General features: G+C 58.9%; 15 protein-coding genes. 10 read left to right on the top strand and 5 right to left on the bottom strand.

Annotated features, from left to right (window positions below):
- Positions 1-82: 82 nt before the first annotated feature.
- Positions 83-811, top strand: coding sequence for a tRNA (5-methylaminomethyl-2-thiouridine)(34)-methyltransferase MnmC2 (gene mnmC2, locus AC2A6O_RS04350; protein WP_498925876.1), 729 nt, complete (start codon positions 83-85; stop codon positions 809-811).
- Between the two features lie 19 nt (positions 812-830).
- On the opposite strand, the gene AC2A6O_RS04345 is transcribed toward mnmC2, so the two are convergent.
- A complete protein-coding gene (locus tag AC2A6O_RS04345; RefSeq protein ID WP_498925875.1) occupies positions 831-1,700 on the bottom strand; it encodes a LysR family transcriptional regulator in 870 nt (289 codons plus the stop codon).
- A gap of 164 nt (positions 1,701-1,864) precedes the next feature.
- Between AC2A6O_RS04345 and bla the strand changes: the two genes are divergently transcribed.
- The 3 genes from bla (at position 1,865) to AC2A6O_RS04330 (ending at position 3,857) form a co-directional block, all read left to right on the top strand.
- Positions 1,865-2,761, top strand: a complete 897-nt coding sequence (gene bla, locus AC2A6O_RS04340; protein WP_498925874.1) for a class A beta-lactamase — start codon at positions 1,865-1,867, stop codon at positions 2,759-2,761.
- Between the two features lie 84 nt (positions 2,762-2,845).
- The gene (locus tag AC2A6O_RS04335) at positions 2,846-3,199 is read left to right on the top strand and encodes a hypothetical protein (RefSeq protein WP_498925873.1); all 354 of its coding nucleotides are present in this window, start codon (positions 2,846-2,848) and stop codon (positions 3,197-3,199) included.
- Between the two features lie 142 nt (positions 3,200-3,341).
- Positions 3,342-3,857, top strand: coding sequence for an Lcl C-terminal domain-containing protein (locus tag AC2A6O_RS04330; protein WP_498925872.1), 516 nt, complete (start codon positions 3,342-3,344; stop codon positions 3,855-3,857).
- A gap of 120 nt (positions 3,858-3,977) precedes the next feature.
- On the opposite strand, the gene AC2A6O_RS04325 is transcribed toward AC2A6O_RS04330, so the two are convergent.
- Positions 3,978-5,972, bottom strand: a complete 1,995-nt coding sequence (locus tag AC2A6O_RS04325; protein WP_498925871.1) for a methyl-accepting chemotaxis protein — start codon at positions 5,970-5,972, stop codon at positions 3,978-3,980.
- 340 nt (positions 5,973-6,312) lie between these two features.
- Positions 6,313-7,272, bottom strand: coding sequence for a 2-hydroxyacid dehydrogenase (locus tag AC2A6O_RS04320; RefSeq protein ID WP_498925870.1), 960 nt, complete (start codon positions 7,270-7,272; stop codon positions 6,313-6,315).
- Between the two features lie 650 nt (positions 7,273-7,922).
- Between AC2A6O_RS04320 and ettA the strand changes: the two genes are divergently transcribed.
- The 5 genes from ettA to AC2A6O_RS04295 all read left to right on the top strand — a co-directional run bounded on the left by ettA (position 7,923) and on the right by AC2A6O_RS04295 (position 14,386).
- On the top strand, positions 7,923-9,572 hold the full coding sequence (gene ettA / locus AC2A6O_RS04315; RefSeq protein ID WP_148584585.1) for an energy-dependent translational throttle protein EttA: 1,650 nt from the start codon (positions 7,923-7,925) through the stop codon (positions 9,570-9,572).
- A gap of 140 nt (positions 9,573-9,712) precedes the next feature.
- Entirely contained in the window at positions 9,713-10,675 is a 963-nt protein-coding gene (locus AC2A6O_RS04310; RefSeq protein WP_498925869.1) for an endonuclease/exonuclease/phosphatase family protein, read from the top strand.
- A gap of 125 nt (positions 10,676-10,800) precedes the next feature.
- The gene (locus tag AC2A6O_RS04305; protein WP_498925868.1) at positions 10,801-12,885 is read left to right on the top strand and encodes an FUSC family protein; all 2,085 of its coding nucleotides are present in this window, start codon (positions 10,801-10,803) and stop codon (positions 12,883-12,885) included.
- A 134-nt stretch (positions 12,886-13,019) separates the two neighbouring features.
- On the top strand, positions 13,020-13,637 hold the full coding sequence (locus tag AC2A6O_RS04300) for an MOSC domain-containing protein (protein ID WP_498925867.1): 618 nt from the start codon (positions 13,020-13,022) through the stop codon (positions 13,635-13,637).
- A gap of 356 nt (positions 13,638-13,993) precedes the next feature.
- Positions 13,994-14,386, top strand: coding sequence for a RidA family protein (locus AC2A6O_RS04295; RefSeq protein WP_148584581.1), 393 nt, complete (start codon positions 13,994-13,996; stop codon positions 14,384-14,386).
- A gap of 136 nt (positions 14,387-14,522) precedes the next feature.
- Here the strand turns inward: AC2A6O_RS04295 and AC2A6O_RS04290 are convergent, their stop codons facing one another.
- Both AC2A6O_RS04290 and AC2A6O_RS04285 read right to left on the bottom strand, forming a co-directional pair.
- Complete coding sequence (locus AC2A6O_RS04290) at positions 14,523-14,846, bottom strand: DUF2293 domain-containing protein (protein ID WP_498925866.1); 324 nt, start codon at positions 14,844-14,846, stop codon at positions 14,523-14,525.
- A gap of 92 nt (positions 14,847-14,938) precedes the next feature.
- Entirely contained in the window at positions 14,939-16,936 is a 1,998-nt protein-coding gene (locus AC2A6O_RS04285) for a putative bifunctional diguanylate cyclase/phosphodiesterase (RefSeq protein WP_498925865.1), read from the bottom strand.
- A 664-nt stretch (positions 16,937-17,600) separates the two neighbouring features.
- Here AC2A6O_RS04285 and AC2A6O_RS04280 point away from each other — a divergent pair.
- Positions 17,601-18,227 (top strand): helix-turn-helix transcriptional regulator, encoded by a 627-nt coding sequence (locus AC2A6O_RS04280; RefSeq protein ID WP_498925864.1) that lies wholly within the window; start codon positions 17,601-17,603, stop codon positions 18,225-18,227.
- Positions 18,228-18,244: the final 17 nt, after the last annotated feature.

Below are 18,244 nucleotides of genomic sequence, written 5' to 3'. Positions count from 1 at the left end.
ATTGATCCGTTCGGCTCTCTTATGAGAACGCGTTGCAAATGGCAAAGGCTGATGAGGTCGCCTGGAAGGAAAGCTCAAGATCATGTCCATCAAGGCACCGGATCTGGAATGGCTGCAGGGTGACGTGCCCCGGGCCGAAGGCTTCAACGACACGTATTTCTCCAAGGCAGGGGGGCTTGCCGAAACCCGTCATGTCTTCTTGCGTGGCAACGGCCTGCCGGAGCGGTTCGACGTCTGCGAGCGGTTCACCATTGCCGAGTTCGGTTTCGGCACCGGCCTCAATTTCCTCACCACCCTTGCGGCGTGGCAAGAAAGGCCCGACCGGCCGGAACTGACCTTCGTCACGTTCGAGCTGTTCCCGATGACTGGCGAGCAACTGGCCCGCGCTCTATCGGCCTTTCCGGAGCTGCAGCCGCTGGCTGACGACCTGCTGAAGGCATGGTCTCCGGAACCAGGCTGGAACAGTCTGAAAATAGCCGGAGCCACCTTGCGGATCGGCATCGGCGATGCGCGGAAGTTGATCGATGAACTGCGCTGCGAAACGACGGGCGAACCGGCAGGAGGTGCGGAGCCGATGATACCGCCCGTCGATGCCTGGTATCTCGATGGTTTCAGCCCTGCACGCAATCCGGAGCTTTGGGAGGCCGATCTTCTGAAAGCCGCAGCGGATCTGACGACCTCCGGCGGAACGCTGGCAACCTACACGGCTGCCGGCTGGGTTCGCCGCAATCTTCAGGCTGCAGGCTTTGAAATCGAGAAGGCAGAAGGGTTCGCCGGCAAACGCGAAATGGTGAAAGGGCGAAAGCCGTAACGACGACGTCAGGCCTCCGTCACCCGGCAACCGTCTCCTGCATCCACGCGCGGAACTTGCGCATGGCGCTTGTCTCTTCGCGCGACTTCAGCCACGTCAACCAGTAGCTTCCCGTCAGCACACTCGTTTCGAACGGTTGCACGATGGCGCCGGACAAAAGTTGGCGGCTGAACATCGAAGTTGGCACCAGGGCGACACCCGCTCCCTGCGCAACGGCTTCGACCATGGCCAGCGAACTGTCGAACATCCAGCCGCGTGCCCGAGGCGGGGGAAGCTGTGCCGCCTGAAACCACATGGCCCATTCGTCGATCCGATAGGATCTCAGCAGGGGCTCGTTCACAAGGTCTTCCGGTTCCCGCAACCGCATCGCCGCTTCAGGGGAGCAGATCGGAGAAAGCGGGGCGTCCATCAGCTTTTCCGCATTGGTGGCATGCCAGGCGCCGTCGCCGAAGCGCAGGAAACAGTCGAGGCCGTCCGCCAGAATGTCCGCACGGTTGTTGTTGGTCTTCAGCCGCAGATCAATCTGCGGGTGGGCCTTGGCAAAGCCGGCTAGACGCGGCAACAGCCAGCCGGTTGCGAAGGTCGCAACCGCACCGACGGTCAGCACCTCCCGGTAGTTGCCGTCCTCGAACCGGCTGAGCGCTTCGCTCATCCGCCGGAAAGCATCGGTCAGCACAGGCAAAAGGGCCAGGCCCTCGTCGGTCAGGGCAACACCGCGCGGCAGGCGCTCGAACAGGGACACCTGCAACACATCCTCCAGGGTCTTTACCTGATGACTGACGGCGGTTTGCGACACCCGCAATTCCAGTCCAGCCCGTGTGAAGCTGCACAGCCGGGCAGAGGCTTCAAAGGCCCTCAGGGCATTAAGCGGCAGTTTGGAGACGTCCATCCGGATTCCAGTATGGCCAAGTTTTATTCATGTCTAACCCCAGTATTCATCATTTGCGTTATATCTGAGGCAGCGGCACTGTTGCGGTGTCCCGAAGACGAATGGTGCGGGGGGCAACACGCCACACCGGGTCGGGCCATTTGTATTCATCATTGGAGTTGAAGATGACCCCCTGGATACGCCGCAACGCGTTGACGCTTTCTCTTGCCTTTTTCGCCGGGGTTCCGGCCATAGCCGGATCTGCGCAGGCCGGCGGGTTCGATCCCGCACCCCTTGAAAAAACCGTCGCGGATGCGGAAAATCGTCTGTCGGCCCGGATCGGGGTCGCCGTGCTGGACACGGAAACCGGCAAGACCTGGACCCACCGGGCAGACGAGCGATTTCCGCTGAACAGCACCTTCAAGGCCTTTCTGTGCGCCGCGCTTCTGGAAAAGGGCGAGCAGGGAGATCTTCAGCCGGAACACCGCGTGAAGATCCGCAAGGAAGACCTGGTCACCTATTCGCCGGTTACCGAGAAAAAGATCGGCTCCGGTGGCATGACCTATCTGGAACTGTGCGACGCGGCTATTACGATCAGCGACAACGCAGCCGCCAATCTGGTTCTTGAAGCAGTCGGCGGTCCACAAGGTTTGACGGAGTATCTGCGCAGCATTGGCGACACCATTACCCGGTTGGAACGGGCGGAACCGACCCTCAATGAGGGCCAACCGGGCGATGACCGTGACACCACCACCCCGGCCGCTGCTGTCGCGACCTTGCACAAACTGGTGCTGGGCGATGCTCTGTCACCCACGGCCAGAACTCGATTGACGGATTGGCTGCTGGACAACCAGGTTGGCAAGGCGACCCTGCGCGCCGGCCTGCCGGAAGAATGGCTGGTGGCGGACAAGACCGGGGCAGGGGGGAACGGCTCTCGCAACAACATCGGCGTCATCTGGCCCGATGACAGGAAGCCCGTGGTGATCGCGGTCTATATCACCCAGACCGCTGCCTCCTTCGATAACCGCAACAGGGCGATAGCCGATATCGCCGCTGCGCTCGCCGACAGTCTCCACGATTGAGTGTGCTCGTTCGGGTGGACGTCGAAATCCACCCGGACACCCTCGCTTCTGGAAACGTCCAGCCCGTTACCGGCGGAGGCTACTTTGTCCATTCCAGGACCCTTGTCTTCCCTGCTGCTCGCCTTCGTCGCAGTCGCAGTCATGTCTTCGCTGGCCTTTGCAGCGGAGACGCGCGAACAAAAGCGTGCCAGACGATGCGCCTACTACCAGGAGGTCGTTCGGGTGGCGTTCGAAAATGTCAGCCGTTCGCAGATGCGGCCAGGCTTTGTTGCCGAGCACGATGCCTTCATCGCCGGTGGCTGTTTCGCCGGGAAAGCCGTTTGCCCGAAAACACCCGCCGAGTTCGCCTTTGCCGACATCCTGACGATGATGACCGTCAGCGCAAACATGGGCAGCACGTTCACGCCGTTCAGGTGTCCGGCCGGCGGATCGGATTGAGACGGTGAAGTCTGGCCGGATGCTTCCCGCACCTGAATGAAGACCACAACAGGGCTTTTGCCGATATCGCGAAGGAACGCGCTGCGAGCCTTCCCATTGCCTACCGGCTTCCAATCACAGCAAGTCAGTCATAGAGAACCGCATGAAATTCAGCACAATATTCACCCTCATATTTTCGCTTTTCCTGCCCATCACGGCCCATGCCACCTGCATTGAAGCCACCGGTTCCGGTTTCGGCCTCAAGGGGCATGAGGCGACGGACGGGGCACGTGGTCTGACCTGGAAAAGATGTGCGATCGGCATGAGCTGGGACGCGGAAGCGAATACGTGTAGCGGAGAACCGCGCGGGCTCACGCTAGACGAGGCGCTTGCCTACGCCGAGCGGGAAGGGGGCGGCTGGCGCGTACCGACAGGGCCGGAACTGGAAACGCTTTACGCCGAGACCTGCGAAGGTCCGAAGATCGACACCGTCGCCTTTCCCAATATCACCGCGTCCGACTTCGGCGAAGGCGCGACCTTCTGGACTTCAACGGAAGCCATGCCCGGGATGCACTATTTCTTTGAGGTGACGAATGGCTATTTCGACATGCACAGCAAGGGCTACCATCTGTCGGTTTTGCTTGTGAAAGGCAGGCTTCTCGGTCCCGCTGCGAATTGACTGGTCCAGAACATGGCACAGCCGAACATGGTCATTGGAAGGCAGTTCCGAAAAGCAACTGCCCCGGTCCGAAGGTTCGGACCGGGGCAGGCATTTTTCATATGAACAAACGCGCAGTTATCAGGCGGCGTTGACCTCGTTGAGGAAGTGTTCGACCACCTGACGCATGGTCGTGGACTGTCCCATGAGAAGCTCGGCAGCCTCGACAACGCTTCCTGCAGCGGCATCCGTTTCGCTGGCGCCCTTGGACACGACAACGATGCTGCGGCTGACCTCGTTGGTGCCTTGCGCGGCCTGATCGACGCTGAGGGAGATTTCCGAGGTCGCTGTCGATTGTTCCTCCACTGCGGATGCGATGGAGGAGGCAACGGAGTTCAGTTCAGCGATGATTTTCGCAATGCCCTGAATGCCACTGACGGCTTCACGCGTCTCGCTTTGGATTGCCGAGATCTTGGCGGAAATTTCCTCGGTCGCCTTGCCGGTCTGGCTTGCAAGCTCTTTCACTTCGGCCGCAACCACCGCAAAACCCTTGCCGGCTTCACCGGCCCGGGCAGCCTCTATGGTGGCGTTCAGGGCGAGAAGGTTGGTCTGCTCGGCAATTGTTGAAATCAAGGCAATGACTTCGCCAATATCTTCCGCGACGGTTGCCAGACCGGCAATCTGCTGATTGGTCTTTTGGGCCTGGGCTTCCGCCTCGCTAGCGATGTTGGCAGAATGGACAACCTGTCCGCTCACCTCGCCAATGGTGGCTGAAAGCTCTTCCGTTGCAGCGGCAACTGTCTGAACGTTCACACTGGCCTGTTCCGATGCGCTCGCCACAGTGTTTGCCTGATACGCGGTGTCCTGTGCGGTTGCGGTCATCTGGTTGGCGGTCACCTGCAGGTTCCCCGAGGCCTCCGAAATGGAATTCAGCATGCCGGAGACTTCCTTGTCGAAAGTTTCGACAGCCGTGGCCACCCTGGCAGTCCGCAGCTCGCGCGCTTCCTGTTCCGTCTTCTGCTCTGCCTCCAGGCGTTGACGGTCCAGAACGCCATCAAGGAAGCCGGCGATGGATTGGGCCACTTTCCCGATTTCATCCGAACGTTTCGCTTCTTCAAACGCAATGTCCGTGTTTCCGGCAGCCAGTTCCCTTGCGTCTGCGACGAGGCGCAGCAGCGGCTTGACGATGGCTCTAGAAATGAGTGTCGCAAACGCGATTGCGAGCAACAGGGCCACGGCGGCGACAATGGCGACGTGAACAACCGCCGAGTCAGCGCTGTCAATTGTCGCCAGACCAAGAGCCGTGGCGTCTGCGCTGGCGCTATCTTTCATCAGGCGCGCGTTTTCCGAGGCGTTCGCACCGGCGGTCAGCAGGACATCGTTTCGCAACTGGTTTCGTTCAAGAATGATGTCGCGAACACGCAGCGCATAGGTCTGATACTCGTTCATCAATGGAGTCGTCTCAGCCAGAAGCTGCATCCGGGCAGGACTTTCGATGTTGCGTTCCAGAGACAGAAGCTCGCCGGAGACGGATTCGAACTCATTTTGGAGGCGATCAATTTCGACAACAGCATTGGTGTCGAGGAACTTGAGCATATCGATCCGGGCACGCAGAAAACTTTCCTGAACCCTGGCTGCAAGAAACGCCGTCTGGTAGTTGCCATCCGCTGCTGCCGATGCCCCCAGCTTTTCAAGGTTTTTGATCGCTTGTGGACCAATGACGCTCAGCTTGTCTTTTACAAGCTCATCTCGTTCGCCATAGAGAACGGCAACTTTTTCGAGAACAGATTTGAAGGTTGCCGTATTCGCTTCAATTTGCTTCAGAAACTCGACGCGAGCCGGATTGTGGATCTCAGCTTCTGCATTGCGGAGGCCAGTCTCTGTTTTTTCAAGATAGCGAGTGACCTGTTCGAGAGCCTCGGGCTTTCGCGTGCGCAGGTAGTCTCCGGTCCCGGCGAGAATTGTCGCAACATCAGCGTTCAATTCGGCTGCGATCAAGGCATCGCCATTCATGTCGTCCAGACCGGCAACAGCGACGCTGACATTCTTCAGGCTGAAGATGGACCAGGCGCCCAACCCGAGGAGGACAATGGCGACAGCGCCAAATCCTAACGATATTCTAAGTAGTACAGACATTTTAAAAGTAGCCCCGATTGTTTCCTCCCTCCCGGGGACGGTGCTCTGACGTTGGTTAAAACAGTTTTAATTAAAGCGATTTAATTCCTTAAAAGTCATTGTTTCATATGACTTTTTTCGATTTTCGAGTTTGACGCTAAGGCAGTTTTGGTCAGGTAGGCACGGCGGACTACGGCTCACTGCAGGTTGCAGCGTTCTTTCAGGCTCACAATCGAAGAACTGCCTGCCCGTTAAGACCTTGGGCACAAAAAAGGCCGCGTACTTTGGAAGCCGCGGCGTTTAGGTCTGCTTGGTGTCTTGGCCCGAGTGGAGCCTTTCGAAAAGTCGCCGCAGCGTTCGCTCAGGCTGAACGCATTTCCGGCACCGGCGAGACGGCCTTGCCCGTTTCGAACCAGCTTTTCAGGTTGTCGACCACACGCTGGCCCATGGCATTGCGGGTTGCCTGCGAGGCGGAGCCGACATGCGGCAGCACCGTGACCCTTGGCAGTTTCAGAAGGGCATCCGGCACATGCGGCTCCTTCTCGAATACGTCGAGACCGGCGCCGTAGATTGTGCCGTTTTCAAGGGCTGCGATCAGTGCTTCCTCGTCGATGACCGTTCCCCGGCCGATATTGATGACGATGCCATCTGGCCCGAGTGCTTCCAGCACCTCCGCACTGACGGCATGTTTGGTTTCCTCGCCGCCCGGAGCCACCACCATCAGCGTGTCGCAGGCAGCCGCCAGCTCCTTCGGTGTCGCGTGGTAGGGGTAGGAGATGTCGTCCTGCTTGTGGCGGCCGTGGTAATGGATCGTCATGCCGAAGGCTTCGGCACGCTTGGCGATCGCCTTGCCGATGCGTCCGAGGCCGAAGATGCCGAGCGTGCGTCCCTGCATCGTTGCCCCCGTCAGCTTGTAGGGGCCCTTGCTTTCCCAATTGCCCTGCCGCAGCCATTGCTCGGCCTGGCCGAATTCGCGGATCGTCATGATCATCAGCCCAAGCGCCGTATCGGCAACCTCTTCGGTCAGGACGTCAGGCGTATGGGTGACCATCACATTTGCCGCCAGGCAATCGTCCGTGTTGATGTGGTCATAGCCGACACCAAAGCTGGAAACGATTTCCGCATTCGGAACTTTCGCAAGAAACTCGGCATTCACCGGCCCGAACGCCATCGCAACCCCACGAATTTTCTCTCCGATGTCCGCCAGCATCGCCTCCGGATCATCAGCCTCGTAAAGCCGGTGAACCGTAAAGGCGGCATCCAGCTGCTCCTGAACAATCGGCAGCATCGGGCGGGGCATCAGAATATCGATGGAGGTCATGGCGGGTCCGGTGGGATGAAGAAGAAAGGTGCGGTGACCTTAAGGACTTCGGCAGAGCGAGAAAAGATCCAATTGGGCGGAGTTGGTACGCAAGTTCGGTTACACTTGAGGCGTGTATGGTCCACCCTTCCGGAGAAACGGCGCCTAGCACTGTCATTCCGGACAAGCGAGACAATGTCGAGCGCAGATCCGGAAACCAGAAATATTTCGCGCTAAGCGCGGCAAATTTGAGCAGGATCGCGAGTTCGCTTTGCTCACGCTGATGCGCTGGGTTCCGGATCGGCGTGCAGCGTCGCTGCACTTGTCCGGAATGACCGTGCGGGCAGCGCCCAGGACTTGCACGTAGTTCCGGAATTTGCCGCCAGAGCCTGATGCAATGGGCGTAGTTTGCTTCCTGGAGACTTTAGGTATCGCCAGCGGTTTGTAACTTGCCCAAAGAAAAGGTGCCTTATCCGCAGGTGAAGGCGGGAGGAAGTTGGCGCAGGAGGAGGAGTAATCGGGATTGCGCAGTCAATGACAGAGGGCGATACAAGCTCATGGACCGCTCCCGGTTTAATCCCCCCATTGCCCCCGGGCGTCATTTCCCCTAAAAGACGCCGCAGAATTCCTGAGAATCCCATCAGATTTTGAAAGCGGAGAAGCGGAGCCCCATGGCGCGCCAGTTCATTTATCACATGCATGGCCTGTCCAAGGCCTACAACGACAAAAAGGTCCTCGACAACATCCATCTCTCGTTCTACCCAGACGCCAAGATCGGTATCCTGGGCCCGAACGGTGCCGGTAAGTCGACCCTGCTCAAGATCATGGCCGGTATCGACAAGGAGTATACCGGTGAGGCCTGGGCGGCCGAAGGAGCGAAGGTCGGTTATCTGCCGCAGGAACCGCAGCTCGACAGCTCCAAGACCGTGATGGAAAACGTCATGGAGGGCGTTGCCCACAAGCAGGCCAAGCTCGACCGCTACAACGAGCTGATGATGGACTACTCGGACGAAACCGCCGAGGAAGCCGCACAGCTTCAGGACGAGATCGACGCACAGGATCTGTGGAACCTGGAAAGCCAGGTGGAAATGGCGATGGAAGCCCTACGCTGCCCGCCGTCAGATGCAGACGTCGAAAATCTCTCCGGTGGTGAGCGCCGCCGCGTCGCACTCTGCAAGCTGCTGCTGTCCGAGCCGGACCTGCTGCTGTTGGATGAGCCGACCAACCACCTGGACGCCGAAACGGTTCACTGGCTGGAACGGCACCTGCGCGAGTTCAAGGGCTCCGTCCTGATCATCACCCACGATCGCTACTTCCTCGACAATGTCACGGGCTGGATTCTCGAGCTCGACCGTGGTCAGGGCATCCCTTACGAAGGCAACTACTCGGTCTATCTGGAAAAGAAGACCAAGCGTATGGAGCAGGAAGGCCGCGAGAACATGGCCCGCTCCAAGGCGATTTCGCGCGAACGCGAGTGGATGGGCATGAGCCCGAAAGGCCGTCAGACCAAGTCGAAAGCCCGTATCCGGGCCTTTGAAGACCTCTTGACCGCCCAGGAAGAGCGTCAGCCGTCCATCGAGCAGATCCTCATTCCGGTGGGCGAACGCCTCGGCGCCAACGTCATCGAGGTGGACAATGTTTCCAAGGGCTTTGAAGACCGTCTGTTGATCGACAACCTGTCGTTCAAGCTGCCGCGCGGTGGCATTGTCGGCGTGATCGGCCCGAACGGCGCCGGTAAGACAACGCTGTTCAAGATGCTGACCGGCCAGGAAACGCCGGACAAGGGCAAGGTCGTCGTCGGCGACAGCGTGCAACTTGGTTACGTCGACCAGTCCCGCGATGCGCTCAACCCGAACAACACGGTCTGGGAAGAGATTTCCGGCGGCGCCGAAGTCATCTATCTCGATGACAAGGAAATCAACTCCCGCGCCTATTGCTCGTCCTTCAACTTCAAGGGGGCTGCCCAGCAGGCCAAGGTCGGCGATCTTTCCGGCGGTCAGCGTAACCGCGTGCATCTGGCGAAGGTCCTGAAGAAGGGCGCCAACGTGCTGCTGCTCGATGAGCCGACCAACGACCTCGATACCGAGACGCTGGCAGCTCTCGAAGACGCGCTGGAAAACTACGCCGGCTGCGCCGTTATCATCAGCCACGATCGTATGTTCCTCGACCGTCTGGCCACGCACATGCTCGCCTTTGAAGGCGACAGCCATGTGGAATGGTTCGAAGGCAACTTCGAAGACTACGAAAAGGACAAGGTCCGCCGCCTTGGTGCACATGCCGCCGACCCGCGCCGGATCAAGTACAAGCCGCTCACACGCTGAGCGAGCGGCCTGAAAGCTGAAGCAGGGGGCTTTCCCCCTGTTTCCCGAATGTGCCGGTCCCGGCAACGGGCCGGCATCTTTTTTGCCCGGTGCTATAAACCAGTCACCGGGCGATTGATGTCCAGCGGGCGGCACAAGGCATGGTCCACAGAACGATCGTCTTTCTGTTTACGGCTTTCGCCATCGCCGTTCTTGCCTCGTTTCTGGCGGCAGTCGGCTGGCCGCTTGATCTGCTGGCTCATTTTCAGGCCCAATACGTTCTTGCCGGCCTTTTGTTTGCCGCCGGGTTTGCGATTTTCCGGAACTGGAACAGGGCGGCGTTGGCCGTCTGTCTGTCGCTGGTCGCTCTCCTGCGCATGGATATCTTCGACGACGGGCGCTTTGCTGCATCGTCCGAAGCGGCGGAACCGGTCATCAGCGTCGCCACCGCAAATCTCTTCGGCAGCGCCGCAGCGCTCGACAATCTTGTTGAGGAGAACAGAGCCCGCAGCTTTGATCTCATGATCCTCACGGAGCTGCCGGTGCCTGCCGACAACAGGTTGCTTGATCGTTTTCAGGGCATGCGTCATGTGGCAGGCACGCCCGGTCAGGCCGTTTTCGGACGTCCTGCCGCAGTTATCCTTTCGCGCAAGGCGCCGCGTGACGTCGAACTGATCCCCGTGGAAGGGAACCCATACGCGATCACGAAAGCGGTCTACTGCATTGCGCAGGCAGAGCCCTGCCTGAGCGTCTTTGCGGTTCATACGCTGCCACCGCTCATCCCGCGGTTCTATCGCGCCCAGGCGGACATTCTTCGAAAGCTCGCAACCGAAGTATCGCGCACAACTGGACCGGTTCTGGTCGCCGGCGACATGAACGCAACCTCCTGGGCGCCGCTGTTGAGGCAGTTTCAGGAAACCGCTGGGGTGCGCAAGGCGGTCTGCGGCAACCGTTGGACCCCGACATGGCTTGCCCCTGTACCGGGCCTCGGTCTTGAACTCGACCACTTCTTCGTCAGGAACGGGATCAAAGTGAAGACCTGCGAACCTGGACACTTCAACGGCTCCGATCACTGGCCGGTCTTTGCCGAATTCGTGCTTGAAGAAGACAAGTCGTCCAACTGACCGCCGTTGGTAGGTCTGCCCCGGCGGTCAAAGCGCATGGACACGGGGCACTGCAATCCGCATAAGAGACGTGTATTCAGAATGTCAGGGTGTCTGCCCTGAAGAGCCGGGTTCAAGTCAAACCAATGCTTCAAGCCGCTTCGGACATAAAGACAAGTCTCCTGCGCACCGATCCGGGTGGCCTGCGGCTGATGCGCGGCGTTCACCTCATGCTGACCGTCCTCGCGGCGGTCTTTCTGGCAAATGCCGTGGCAAGCTTCGTGCCTGGTCAATCGGCCTTCAAGCTGGCCGTTCTGGCAGCTGCTGCCGGCGGGCATTGCCTGCTGTTCACGCCGGTTTCCACCCGAAGGGCCGAGGTCCTCGGTATCGCGAAGCTTGGGGGCCTGCTGACGCTCCTGTTTACACTCGGGGCTGTTGCCGCTGAGATATCGGGAAAAAGCGGCTCGACCGTTCTGCAGGTTCTCTGGATTGCCGTGATCATGCTGGGCTTTGCGCTGCAGGGGCTCAGCCCCTTCTGGCAGCGCGTCGGACGAAGCATGGCGATCAGCTGGCTGTTCGTGGTCCTCGGCAACCTTGGAGGATCGCCGGGCCTCTGGCTGCCGGCCATGGCAGTGCTTGGAACGGTGACGGCGCTCGTGATCCGCACAGGGCCCTGGCGGCCCTCGACCTATCGAACCTACCTGAGGGTGGAAGCTGCCAACCGTCAGGCGATGGCGACCTACCTCAGGCAACTGTCGGGCAGGTCTGCCGGACCTGCCGGTGGCACGGCCATCCGAATAAGGGATCTGGCAAAGCTGCGTGTGGAACTTCAGGCATGCGCCGATCTGCTCACGCCGGAAGGCGAGCTGCCGGGCATGTCGCCGGAAGCGGCAATCATGGTGGAACTTGCCCTGGAGGTCGTGGCGGATGCGCGCGCCCAGCTGTCACAGGACGCACGCAACCAACTTGCGCAGGATGCCGGCTTTCGCCGCACTGTCGACCGACTGGTCCATCGCCTTGAAACCGGTGAGGCGGGTGCGGGGGAAGAAGACAACGGGGAGGGCAAACCTGCCGAGAGCTGGCTGCAGGCCGCTTCGGGTGCGGCCACACAGGACCGGTTTCAGGAATTGCGCATCGCCCAGGCTTTCAAGCGTTTGTGGCTCCTGGCGGCAAGAGACAAGCCGGTTCGCCTGAGCTCCGGTGGAAGTGAAAAGGGCCACACGGACGGCTGGTGGCAGAAGCTTTCCTGGCGCCTGTCGCTTCAGGCGGGTGCCGCGGCCGGAATAGGTTTTTCCCTGGGGCTCGCGTTCAATCTCAATCACGCCTATTGGGTCACGCTTACCATCATCATCGTGCTATCGAACAGCCTCGGGGCGACGCTGCTTCGAACCGCACAGCGGATCGGCGGGACGGCGGGCGGCGTTGTTCTGGCCATGCTGGTCGATCCGGCCCTGTCGGAGTTTCCGTCCGTCCGGCTAGCGCTTGTCGTTCTTGCCATACCCGGCGTCATCGTTTTCCTCGACCGCAATTACGCAATTGCATCCGGCATCATCAGTTTTCTGGTGGTCATGGGGCTGCAGACGCTGGAACATCTGCCCATCGTTGAACTCTGGTCACGTCTCTACGACACGATGATCGGCGCAGGTGTCGGTCTTGCAGCGGCATGGTTGCTGTTTCCCAACCGCACCGGTGCAAGTTTTACAGGGCTTGCGTCCGATTACCTCAACGCCTGCCGGAGTTGCCTGAGGGCAGAAGGCGGCCGGGCCGAGACGGACCTTCAGGACCTTGCCCGGCTTCGAACGGCGGCCAGCACGCTGATCGCCACCGCCAAATCCTATCGGATCGAGCAGGCGCCGTGGTCGTCGTTTACGCGCTCCGCCAGCGACCTCAACGTGCTGGTGATCGTCCTGGCCCAATATGTGGTGCTTTACCGCGAAGCTCGCTCGGACGTCATGCGGGAAAAGGGGGAAACTCCGGGCCAGTCCGGAATAGATGCACTTGTCGCCCGCATGGACAAACGCCTGGAAGACGAGTTTTCGGCCGTCCTTGACGGACGTTCGAGGCAGACCGTTCCGGGTCTGGAGGACGACTGGATGGCAGCGATACCCGAAGGCGCAACTGGCAATCTCGCGCTTGAAACCAGCTGGGTTGCGATGCTCTATCATGCCCGGAAGGTCGTGAGGTGCCTCGACGGATTGCGCAAGGAGACGTTCTTCTCCGGTTCTGCCTGAAAAATGATGTGCCCAGCTCAAATTCCGGGCGCTGCGGATCCATCCGCCGCGTTTATGAAAACATCAAGGAGTTTCGTTGGTCAGGAAGGTGTCCACGCCCTAGCATTGGCTCTCGACAGCGACAGGAGACCTTCATGACAGACCAGCTCAAGCTTCTTGCCGATGACTTTCGGATCACGCCGGCATTCAGGACCGACGGCAAGGTGGAGAGTGTCTTGCAGACAACCTCTGCGGAAGACTTCAGAACGTCGGCGACAGACGCGCTGGAGCTGACGTTTGAAGGTATTTCGGGAGACCGGCACAGTGGATACACCCGCAAATCCGGTGGCCGCGAACCCTATTATCCGCGCGGCACCGAGATGTGCAACGAACGCCAGATTTCGATCCTGTCCACCGAGGAACTTTCCTTGATTGCCACCCGCATGGGCCTGCCGGAAATGAAGGGCGAATGGATCGGCGGCAACATCATCTTGTCCGGCATCCCCAACCTTACAATGGTGCCGCCGCGCACCCGGCTGGTCTTCGAGGGCGGCGCGGTTATTCGTGTGGACGGTGAAAACAGACCCTGTCGTTTCGCGGGCGCTGCGATAGCCGAAGCCAATCCGGGCGGAGAAGGGCTGGATCTGTTATTTCCGCAAAAGGCAAAGCGCCTGCGAGGCCTTGTTGGCTATGTCGAAATTCCGGGCAAGGTTACGGCTGGTGAGACGGTCACCGCCCATGTTCCCGAACAGTGGATTTACGAGCGCATCTGATTTTCGAAGCAGGCCGCAAGCGAAACCTGTTTCCCGGGTGGTGCTAATTTCTCTAGGGTGTGGACTCATAAATGAAGACGAAATGGCATGAGACATGGTGAGCCGCGTCAGGAAGCGTGCGTGGAGCGGGATTTATGCCCGGTCAAGCAGGCTGACGACACGCGGTGAAGCCGTTTTCATGTCCTTCTGATTTGGCCGGATTGGTCCGCCTCAGCGTTGCGAAAGCTTGAAAATGAGCCACATTTCCTGCGCTTGCGCGCCTTGACGAAGACCTGTCCGCCTCAAACCATTTCACCTTCATTTATGTGTTCACACCCTGGGTGATGCTCTGTCATATCCTTCCAACAGGAGCCTCCATGCTTCCGATCCATCACATGATTGACCAGGCACCGCAGCCGGTTGCCCCTTTTTCCCATGCTGTTGAAATTGACGGCTGGGTGTTTGTAACGGGCCAGATGCCAACCCTGCCAGACGACCCGGACGCCCCGTTGCCGGAGGGCATCGAGGCGCAGACCGTGCGGGTGATGGAAAACCTGAAGCTCGTCTTGAGCGGCCTCGGGCTAGGTCTTGAAAATACGACCTTTATCCGTGTCTATCTGACCGAATTCAAGCGCGACTATCAGGCGATGAACGACACTTACCGATCGTTTTTCGAACCCGGCAAATTGCCTGGCCGGACCTGTGTCGGTGTGTCGGGCCTTGCCGTCGATGCTCTGGTCGAGATCGACCTGATCGCTCGGCGGCCCTGATCTCCTGAGCCTGGTATCCGTAGTCCTGCCAGCTTTCTGAAAAGCGGCAGGCGCAGAGGGGCGGGTCGTGGGCAAATGGTTCTCGGGACGTGTGTGACGCGTAGACCTGTACTAGGTGCGCCGTGCTCCCGCGGTGTCAGTCCTCGGACAAGGACGGATCGTCAGCATCAAGCCGTTTCGCACAGCCCCAGGAACTGAGCACATCGTTCATGTCGTCCAGAACGAAGAACCGGGCAGCGTCGCGATCATAGCCCTCGTCCAGCAGCGTCTCGTAGTCGGTCAGCGCGTGGCGGACATGGCTGGTGGTGGCCTGCCACAGGGCAATGGAAGGAGGCAGGTGACGCAGATGCCCGGCCAGCGCTCCTTCTAGGATGGCTTCCGCATCCGAAAAGGGAATACGCGGCAAGAGAACCCGCAGTGCCTTGCGCATGTCTTTCTGACGCTTCGTGCCGCCAGTCATGAAGGGTTTCCTTGAATCGGGTGGGAGGACCGGGAAAGCGTAGCCAAAGTCTTGAAACAGTCTGTTGCGCCGCAAGTCTGTTGCGGGGGGCGTCAGGCGCGGAAAAACTGAATGCTGTTGGCGGAAGTTGTTCCGGACAAGGGAAGGCCTGCGACCGTTCCGTTTTCCCTGGTGCTTGTCAGAATGTCTTCGAAGGGCAGGGGGGCGCTGAAATGAAATCCTTGCACCAGCCTGCAACGCATGGCCTCCAGCAACTCCAGTTGATGGCTCTCCTCAACACCTTCCACCACGCAGGACATCTTCATCGACCGGCACAGATTGACGATTGATGTGATGACACCGCTTGCGATCGGGTCCTTGATGCCGGAAACGAAGCTGCGGTCGATCTTGACGCAGTCGATGGGCAACCGGTGAAGGTAGCCAAGGCTGGAATAGCCTGTGCCGAAATCATCCAGCGCCAGTTTGACGCCGGCCTTTCGAAGAAGCTGCAGACAGGTCTCGGCCGCTTCGTAGCTGCCGATCACGGATGTCTCGGTAATTTCAAACGTGATTTGCCGGGGACTTACACCCGCGCGGCGTATGATCTCGAGAAGCGCAGCCACGGTTTCCGACGACGTGACATCGTGTGCGGAAAGGTTGAACGACAGGGAGAGCGCACCGGGCAGGCTCTTGATCTGGTCGACCGCCTTTTCGAACAGCGACAGGGTCAGACGATGGATCAGGCCGGCGCGCTCGGCGATAGGGATGAACTTGTCCGGGGCAATCCTGCCCAATTGCGGGCTGTCCCACCGCGCAAGCGCCTCAAAGCCGACAACGAAGCGATCCGGCAACTGGATCACAGGCTGGAAATAGACCTGGAATTCGCTGGCAAGATCGGCGCTCTGCAGGGCAGCTTCAATCGCCCGTTCCGAGCGGATACGGGCTTCGTGTTCCGCCGAGTAGACGGTGGTTCGGCCACGCACGCTGGTCTTTGAATTGTAAAGGGCATAGTCGGACCGGTCGAACAACACATGGGCGGACGTTCCGGCATCCGGATAAAATGCGATGCCGCAGGACGCGCCAACGGACACTTGCAGTTCGCCGATCCGGTAGGGGCGGCTGATCCGCTCGCAGATGGATTGTCCCGTGCGTGCCGCCTCATTGAGGTCACCGAGATAGAGAAAACCGAATTCATCACCGCCAAGGCGGCAGACCTCGAGGCCCGGTATTCCAAGGTTTTTCAGACGCAGGCCGACTTCCATCAGCAACTGATCGCCCAACTGGTGGCCATAGGTGTCGTTGATGGGCTTGAACCGGTCGAGGTCGACAACACCAACGGCAAACTTCCTGTCCGTGCCGTTCACCTCATCGATCAGGCTTTCAAGCCTGGTGAAGAAGTGGCGACGGTTGGGAAGGTCGGTAAGGGCGTCGGTCTGGGCGAGTTTGGAGTTCTCCGCATTGAGAAGCTCGGTTTCTCTTTGCTTGGCGGCCAGCTCCGACTGCGACACGATCAGTTTGCAAAACCCCCTGTATCCGTTCAGTAGGACCTGCAGAACAACGAGGCAGACCAGGAAGATGTTGAGCCCTATGGCGGTGTAAACATCCTCTTTCTGACCAAGATAATACACCAGATACGGGACGGTCACGATGACCATGACCATCAGGGCCGCCTGCGGCAGATGCATCAGGCAGAAGATGCAGCCGATGACAGTGATGGCGATAAAAAGCGCAACATGTCCGCGCTCCATGGGCCCGCCGTAGCCGTCCAGGCTGAGCGACCATGAAATATAGATGACTGACAACACACTGCCGAGAATGACAGTTTGCCGGATCTTGCGGATGGCCTCTTGCGGAGCGAGCTCAATGTTTCGGGCGCGTAGCCATGTCGCCAGGCGCAGCGTGGTGATGAGCAGGATCAGCGCAAGAATTCCGACTGTCAGATAGGTCGGCGCAACGTCGTAGTGGGTATAGGCAACCGCAACCGCATTGACCATGAGGAGAGCATAGAGCGATGGAATCTGGGTCTTGAGCTCATTGTACTGAGCCTGCGCTATTTCCGGATGGCTTGGATCGATCATCATCCATCTTAGAAAAGTCCGGATTTTTTCCATCATTTTCTCCATTGATATTCTTCTAATCGAAATGGGATAAAGAATAGTTATTTCATCAGCTTTCGTGACTTTAGGTCTTTTTTGACTGCTAAAGCGTTTGATAATTCGACAGGTAACCTGCGGTTTTGTAGTGCTAATATTCAAAGATCAAAGTCAGATCGAAAATGTTTTTGTTCATCGCTCTGATGTTGACCGTAGTCGTCTTGCGTTTCGCTGATGGTGCCAGGGTCAAAAAGATTTTTAATTTATCAAAGTGTTCCCGCTGGATCATGTATCCAATTTTTTCGGAAATCAATGTGACTTTCCGACAGCTCCATGTATTCGCACTCAGATACATGGAGTTTATTACCGAACGGTTCCTGTTGAGCCGTTTGTCATCGTCCGCAGCGAAAAATTTCACATGGCTAAAATTGCCGAGAAAAGGACCCCGGATGAATGGTGGGTGCCTAACGGAATTTTTGGGGGCGGGAGCCAGGGAAACAAACGAATCCGGCGAGGAGGCGCCAAAGTCTGCTGGTCCGGAGAAGCTATTGCAGGGCGATCACAACAACCCTGTGTCAAGGCGGGCGGACGTCAGCCATTACGCGACGCCTCGAGCGACGGGCTTCGGGAATAAGATAAGCAGACTATTTTTTTATCTCGAAACTACGCTATATAGTCATCCATGGCAGATCGTACTCGAACCCGGCTCTTGAACGCCTTGAAATCCTCCGGCCCGCAGACTGCGGCAGACCTTGCCAGGGGATTGAAAGTGACGTCCGTGGCTGCCCGCCAGCATCTGGATGGTTTGCTGCAGGATGGACTGGTGGATTTTGAGGACCTGAAAGGCTCTGTCGGCCGGCCCAAGCGGGTCTGGGACCTGACACCGGACGGGCACAAGCAGTTTCCGGACAATCATTCCAATCTGGTGCTCGGACTTATCAACGGCCTCAATGATATCTTCGGCGCCGAAGGTGTCGACAAACTGATCGCCCACCGCGAAGCGCAAAGCCGGAAAACCTATTCGGAAGCGGTCGGCAAGGCGCCGGATCTGCGCGGCAAGCTGGAAGTGCTTGCCGATCTGCGCAACCGCGAAGGATACATGGCCGACCTTGTGCCGGAGGGGGCGGGGTATCTGCTCATCGAAAATCATTGTTCGATTTGCGCCGCGGCAACGGCCTGTCAGGGCTTTTGCCGGTCGGAGCTCAATCTTTTCAAGGATGTACTTGGACCCGGTGTGTCGGTCGAGAGAACGGAGCATCAGCTCTCCGGTAGCCGACGATGTGTTTACAGGATCGAGCCCGCGGCCTGATCCGGCTCCGGTCCTGC

The sequence above is a fragment of the Labrenzia sp. ATLA3 genome, assembly GCF_057180185.1.
Note: the sequence above shows the minus strand (reverse complement) of the source record. Positions and strands in the feature narration are given on the sequence as shown.

What these genes read in the sequence shown, in the direction of transcription:
- AC2A6O_RS04345 (WP_498925875.1), bottom strand. Translation starts at nt 1,700, where the DNA reads ATGGACGTCTCCAAACTGCCGCTTAATGCCCTGAGGGCCTTTGAAGCC.
- AC2A6O_RS04330 (WP_498925872.1), top strand. Translation starts at nt 3,342, where the DNA reads ATGAAATTCAGCACAATATTCACCCTCATATTTTCGCTTTTCCTGCCC.
- AC2A6O_RS04310 (WP_498925869.1), top strand. Translation starts at nt 9,713, where the DNA reads ATGGTCCACAGAACGATCGTCTTTCTGTTTACGGCTTTCGCCATCGCC.
- AC2A6O_RS04320 (WP_498925870.1), bottom strand. Translation starts at nt 7,272, where the DNA reads ATGACCTCCATCGATATTCTGATGCCCCGCCCGATGCTGCCGATTGTT.
- AC2A6O_RS04325 (WP_498925871.1), bottom strand. Translation starts at nt 5,972, where the DNA reads ATGTCTGTACTACTTAGAATATCGTTAGGATTTGGCGCTGTCGCCATT.
- AC2A6O_RS04280 (WP_498925864.1), top strand. Translation starts at nt 17,601, where the DNA reads ATGGCAGATCGTACTCGAACCCGGCTCTTGAACGCCTTGAAATCCTCC.
- AC2A6O_RS04300 (WP_498925867.1), top strand. Translation starts at nt 13,020, where the DNA reads ATGACAGACCAGCTCAAGCTTCTTGCCGATGACTTTCGGATCACGCCG.
- AC2A6O_RS04285 (WP_498925865.1), bottom strand. Translation starts at nt 16,936, where the DNA reads ATGGAAAAAATCCGGACTTTTCTAAGATGGATGATGATCGATCCAAGC.
- AC2A6O_RS04290 (WP_498925866.1), bottom strand. Translation starts at nt 14,846, where the DNA reads ATGACTGGCGGCACGAAGCGTCAGAAAGACATGCGCAAGGCACTGCGG.
- mnmC2 (WP_498925876.1), top strand. Translation starts at nt 83, where the DNA reads ATGTCCATCAAGGCACCGGATCTGGAATGGCTGCAGGGTGACGTGCCC.
- bla (WP_498925874.1), top strand. Translation starts at nt 1,865, where the DNA reads ATGACCCCCTGGATACGCCGCAACGCGTTGACGCTTTCTCTTGCCTTT.
- ettA (WP_148584585.1), top strand. Translation starts at nt 7,923, where the DNA reads ATGGCGCGCCAGTTCATTTATCACATGCATGGCCTGTCCAAGGCCTAC.
- AC2A6O_RS04295 (WP_148584581.1), top strand. Translation starts at nt 13,994, where the DNA reads ATGCTTCCGATCCATCACATGATTGACCAGGCACCGCAGCCGGTTGCC.
- AC2A6O_RS04305 (WP_498925868.1), top strand. Translation starts at nt 10,801, where the DNA reads ATGCTTCAAGCCGCTTCGGACATAAAGACAAGTCTCCTGCGCACCGAT.